Annotated in this window: 4 protein-coding genes and 2 pseudogenes; 3 read left to right on the top strand and 3 right to left on the bottom strand. The window is 69.0% G+C overall.

Going from position 1 to position 5,361, the window contains the following annotated elements:
• The 3 genes and pseudogenes from DMP15_RS30110 to DMP15_RS30100 form a co-directional block, all read right to left on the bottom strand.
• Nucleotides 1-775, bottom strand: a pseudogene (locus DMP15_RS30110) (IS256 family transposase); the annotation flags it as partial.
• Between the two features lie 190 nt (nt 776-965).
• Nucleotides 966-1,334 (bottom strand): hypothetical protein, encoded by a 369-nt coding sequence (locus DMP15_RS30105; protein ID WP_337827013.1) that lies wholly within the window; start codon nt 1,332-1,334, stop codon nt 966-968.
• The gene (locus DMP15_RS30100) at nt 1,331-2,848 is read right to left on the bottom strand and encodes a hypothetical protein (protein WP_337827012.1); all 1,518 of its coding nucleotides are present in this window, start codon (nt 2,846-2,848) and stop codon (nt 1,331-1,333) included. Before DMP15_RS30100 ends, DMP15_RS30105 begins: the two co-directional genes overlap by 4 nt.
• A gap of 281 nt (nt 2,849-3,129) precedes the next feature.
• Here DMP15_RS30100 and DMP15_RS30095 point away from each other — a divergent pair, with 281 nt between their 5' ends.
• The 3 genes and pseudogenes from DMP15_RS30095 to DMP15_RS30085 form a co-directional block, all read left to right on the top strand.
• Nucleotides 3,130-3,534, top strand: a complete 405-nt coding sequence (locus DMP15_RS30095; RefSeq protein ID WP_337827011.1) for a hypothetical protein — start codon at nt 3,130-3,132, stop codon at nt 3,532-3,534.
• Nucleotides 3,524-4,663, top strand: coding sequence for a hypothetical protein (locus DMP15_RS30090; protein WP_337827010.1), 1,140 nt, complete (start codon nt 3,524-3,526; stop codon nt 4,661-4,663). Before DMP15_RS30095 ends, DMP15_RS30090 begins: the two co-directional genes overlap by 11 nt.
• Nucleotides 4,664-5,101: 438 nt before the next feature.
• A pseudogene (locus tag DMP15_RS30085) lies at nt 5,102-5,361 on the top strand (IS256 family transposase); the annotation flags it as partial.

The raw sequence follows: 5,361 nt of genomic DNA, 5'->3' as shown, positions 1-5,361 counted from the left end.
TCGGCGACGCCGCGGTTCTTGATCTCGGTGAGCACGTGCAGCCAGTACTTCGCGCCCTCGCCGCCCGCGCTGGCCTCGCCGGCCCAGAGCCCGAGGATGTCGCGGTGCCCGTCGGCGGTGACCGCGAGCGCGACGTAGATCGGGCGGTTGGCGACCTTCCCGTCCCGGATCTTGACGTTGATCGCGTCGATGAAGACCACCGGATAGACCGGGTCGAGGGGCCGGTTCTGCCACTCGGCCATGCCCTCGACCACTTGTCGGTGATCGTGGAGATCGTCTGCCGCGAGACATCGGCGCCATAGACCTCGGCCAGGTGAGCCTGCACCTCGCCGGTAGTCAGTCCCTTAGCGCTCAACGAGATCACCAGCTCGTCGACACCCGAGAGGCGCCGCTGGCGCTTGGCCACGATCTTCGGCTCGAACGAACCCTCCCGGTCACGCGGGACCTCGATCTCCACCGGACCGACCTCGGTCAACACCGTCTTCGACCGGTGCCCGTTGCGGGAGTTCCCGCCGTCGCGTCCAGCCGCGTCGTGGCGGTCATAGCCCAGGTGATCGGTGACCTCGCCCTCGAGCGCGGACTCCACCAGACGCTTGGTCAGCTGCGCGAGCAGCCCACCCTCGCCGCTCAGCTCCAGTCCGCCAGCGCGGGCTCGACCGGCCAGACGAGCGATCAGCTGCTCGTCCACCGCGTCCAGCCCACCCGCACCGGTGGGCTCGTCGATCCCGGCATCGTCCAGGTCCACGACCTGCTCCTCGGGCGTCACATCAGCCATCGGATGCTTCCTCCTTGATCGGAGTTACACCGTTGTTTTTACAGTCCCCGCCAATGTCGGCCCGGTCGATCCTCCGACGCTACATCCCGCGTTCGGTGCCTGACCGCAGCGGATCGGTCGACGGGCGAGTCCCAGGCGAGTGCTGGAGGGGCCGTGGTAGGGAGTCGGGCCAGCGGCGCGACGCTTCTCCTTATCCGGTCGGTCCGAGCAACGCGGCGATTTCGCCGTCGATGCTGGCTGCAACTCCGTCGTCCTCCAGGGCGCGGCGCACGGCCCGTCGTTGGGTCTGGAACGAGGTGTTAGGCACCTCGACCGCTGCGGCCACGGTCTCGGCGCTGGCTGCGAGGTCGGCGATGCGTTGGTGGTGGTTGTTGTCGGCGTCGTAGAGCGGGAACGGGATCTGGAAGACGTATTTGTCGAAGTCGCGGGGGTTGTGTTCACCGCGGCCCTGCAGCGGCCGGACGAGTTCGAGCAGGGCAGGGCTGTTGAGGATGGCGGTGAGATATCGGGCCTCGTCAATGCTGGAGGTCGCGGCCCAGTACAGCTTGTGGTCGATCACGGGCGCTTGGGTCCGACACTCGGGCGGCGGCCAGGTACATGCCGCCCTTGGTGTAGACCACGCGGTGCTCCCCTGCCGGGAATTGTGCGCGCAGCTTGCGCCTGTAATCGAGCTGATCGAGCAGCGAGAGCTTGTCGGTGCTGCGGTATGTGTTCCAGGTGTTCTCCGCAGCGGCGCCACCAGTCGGCGAAGCCGGGGTAGAGGTCGATCGTGTCGTCGCTGCCTTGCAGTAGCTGCCTGCCGTCCCAGGGGATGACGCCGAGGAAGGGCTCCTGCTCGCGGAAGGGAAGGATCGTGTCGCCGAGGTGGATCGGGCGCACGAACTGCTTCTCCACTGCTCCGGACAGGGCGGGGAGGTCCTTCCACGGCTTCTTCTCGTTGCTGCTGCGGCGCGAGCCGACCATCCGCCGGCCGGCACCGGCCCCGAACGGGCCGGTGCTCTTCGGTTCCACCAGCACCAGGAATCGTGGCACCAGGATCGCTCCCTGGGTGAACCGTGCAGCGTAGGGCGAGCGTTCGCCGCTTGCGGCTGTGGTCGCGGCGGCTCGGGTCAGCGCGGGGCGTGCGATGGGCAGCGGGGCGTTGCGCCGGGAGATGCGTCCAGCCCAGTTCTCTGTGCCGGGGGCGGTGCTGCCGTGTTCGGTGGTGCGGTGTCCGCGGATGACCGAGGCGGGGACGGGGAAGAAGGCGGGCTTGACCGCGTGTAGGTCCCAGGCGGTGTCGAGGGCGGCGTTGACGTTCGCTGCGCCCCCACCGGTCCCGCCGGGGCTCCAGCGGCCGCTGCGGAATCCCGCGTACTGGTTGCGGGTCAGCACCGCGAGGGGCATGACGAAGGCGAACCGGCCTGCGTTGCGCAGGTAGAGCTCGGTGGCGCGGGCGACGAACAGCGCCGACAGGTCCTGGTTGGTGGCGACCGCTGCCCCGGCCCAGAAGCCGCGTGCGGTGCTCATCTCGCGGAACTCGGACTTCATCTGTGGGGGCATGTAGCGGTAGGCCAGCCAGGGCGGGTTACCGACCATGACGTCGACGCGGTTTGCGCTGTCGGCCAGTGAAAGCGGGCGGGCGAGGTTGCGGATGTAGTAGCCCCAGATGTGGTCGCGCCCGGTGTCGTGGAGCTCGCACATCTTGGCGAAGGTCGCGGTGAGCATGGGCTGGTCGTCGTCGTGCACGGCGAACAGCCGGAACGTCGCCTTCAACGACGGGACGGGGCTCCCAGGAGCGCGGGCGGCGGCCCGATCAGCGAGCTCGGCGACGAGGCGGTCGAAACGACCGGCGTCGTGCAGGAGCCGATGGGGGAACAGCAGGTCGTCGTCGAACAGCTGCCCGCCGTCGGTGGGCACCGATAGAGCGTCGGTGTTCATCAGGGTGTTCTGCTGCCCCCACTGCATCGAGTCGCCCAGGTAGACCGGCACGGAGAACGCCGGCCGGTCGTCGTGGGCGAGGCGCTCGGGCCCGATCGCGAGCAGGTAGGTTGATCCGGGCCAGGGTGACCGCGACCGGGTGGCAACGTCCATGCCGAGCACCCTTGCCCTCGTCACTCCCCCCACCCGGCCCCTCCCGGCCGTCCCCCCCGCCCACCGACGCCCCCCCCAGCCCCACCTCTGTTCCCATGCCGTACGCCGCTACATCGCCGCGGGCCGAAGCCGCAGGAATGGGCATCGGGAGATGCTGACCGGGGTGACGAGCAAGGTGCTCGGCATGGACGTGCACCGGTCGCGTCACCCTGGCCCGGATCACCTACCTGCTCGCGATCGGGCCCGGCGCCTCGCCCACGACGGACCGGCCGGCGTTCTCCGTGCCGGTCTACCTGGGCGACTCGATGCAGTGGGGGCAGCAGAACACCCTGATGAACACCGACGCTCTATCGGTGCCCACCGACGGCGGGCAGCTGTTCGACGACGACCTGCTGTTCCCCCATCGGCTCCTGCACGACGCCGGTCGTTTCGACCGCCTCGTCGCCGAGCTCGCTGATCGGGCCGCCGCCCGCGCTCCTGGGAGCCCCGTCCCGTCGTTGAAGGCGACGTTCCGGCTGTTCGCCGTGCACGACGACGACCAGCCCATGCTCACCGCGACCTTCGCCAAGATGTGCGAGCTCCACGACACCGGGCGCGACCACATCTGGGGCTACTACATCCGCAACCTCGCCCGCCCGCTTTCACTGGCCGACAGCGCAAAACCGCGTCGACGTCATGGTCGGTAACCCGCCCTGGCTGGCCTACCGCTACATGCCCCCACAGATGAAGTCCGAGTTCCGCGAGATGAGCACCGCACGCGGCTTCTGGGCCGGGGCAGCGGTCGCCACCAACCAGGACCTGTCGGCGCTGTTCGTCGCCCGCGCCACCGAGCTCTACCTGCGCAACGCAGGCCGGTTCGCCTTCGTCATGCCCCTCGCGGTGCTGACCCGCAACCAGTACGCGGGATTCCGCAGCGGCCGCTGGAGCCCCGGCGGGACCGGTGGGGGCGCAGCGAACGTCAACGCCGCCCTCGACACCGCCTGGGACCTACACGCGGTCAAGCCCGCCTTCTTCCCCGTCCCCGCCTCGGTCATCCGCGGACACCGCACCACCGAACACGGCAGCACCGCCCCCGGCACAGAGAACTGGGCTGGACGCATCTCCCGGCGCAACGCCCCGCTGCCCATCGCACGCCCCGCGCTGACCCGAGCCGCCGCGACCACAGCCGCAAGCGGCGAACGCTCGCCCTACGCTGCACGGTTCACCCAGGGAGCGATCCTGGTGCCACGATTCCTGGTGCTGGTGGAACCGAAGAGCACCGGCCCGTTCGGGGCCGGTGCCGGCCGGCGGATGGTCGGCTCGCGCCGCAGCAGCAACGAGAAGAAGCCGTGGAAGGACCTCCCCGCCCTGTCCGGAGCAGTGGAGAAGCAGTTCGTGCGCCCGATCCACCTCGGCGACACGATCCTTCCCTTCCGCGAGCAGGAGCCCTTCCTCGGCGTCATCCCCTGGGACGGCAGGCAGCTACTGCAAGGCAGCGACGACACGATCGACCTCTACCCCGGCTTCGCCGACTGGTGGCGCGCTGCGGAGAACACCTGGAACACATACCGCAGCACCGACAAGCTCTCGCTGCTCGATCAGCTCGATTACAGGCGCAAGCTGCGCGCACAATTCCCGGCAGGGGAGCACCGCGTGGTCTACACCAAGGGCGGCATGTACCTGGCCGCCGCCCGAGTGTCGGACCCAAGCGCCGTGATCGACCACAAGCTGTACTGGGCCGCGACCTCCAGCATTGACGAGGCCCGATATCTCACCGCCATCCTCAACAGCCCTGCCCTGCTCGAAACTCGTCCGGCCGCTGCAGGGCCGCGGTGAACACAACCCCCGCGACTTCGACAAATACGTCTTCCAGATCCCGTTCCCGCTCTACGACGCCGACAACAACCACCACCAACGCATCGCCGACCTCGCAGCCAGCGCCGAGACCGTGGCCGCAGCGGTCGAGGTGCCTAACACCTCGTCCAGACCCAACGACGGGCCGTGCGCCCGCGCCCTGGAGGACGACGGAGTTTGCAGCCAGCATCGACGGCGAAATCGCCGCGTTGCTCGGACCGACCGGATAAGGAGAAGCGTCGCGCCGCTGGCCCGACTCCCTACCACGGCCCTCCAGCACTCGCCTGGGACTCGCCCGTCGACCGATCCGCTGCGGTCAGGCACCGAACGCGGGATGTAGCGTCGGAGGATCGACCGGGCCGACATTGGCGGGGACTGTAAAAAACAACGGTGTAACTCCGATCAAGGAGGAAGCATCCGATGGCTGATGTGACGCCCGAGGAGCAGGTCGTGGACCTGGACGATGCCGGGATCGACGAGCCCACCGGTGCGGGTGGGCTGGACGCGGTGGACGAGCAGCTGATCGCTCGTCTGGCCGGTCGAGCCCGCGCTGGCGGACTGGAGCTGAGCGGCGAGGGTGGGCTGCTCGCGCAGCTGACCAAGCGTCTGGTGGAGTCCGCGCTCGAGGGCGAGGTCACCGATCACCTGGGCTATGACCGCCACGACGCGGCTGGACGCGA

Source organism: Pseudonocardia sp. UM4_GMWB1, assembly GCF_017312155.1.
Lineage (GTDB): Bacteria > Actinomycetota > Actinomycetes > Mycobacteriales > Pseudonocardiaceae > Pseudonocardia > Pseudonocardia alni.
The sequence above is the reverse complement of the archived record's forward strand: the minus strand, read 5'-3'. Positions and strand labels throughout refer to the sequence as shown.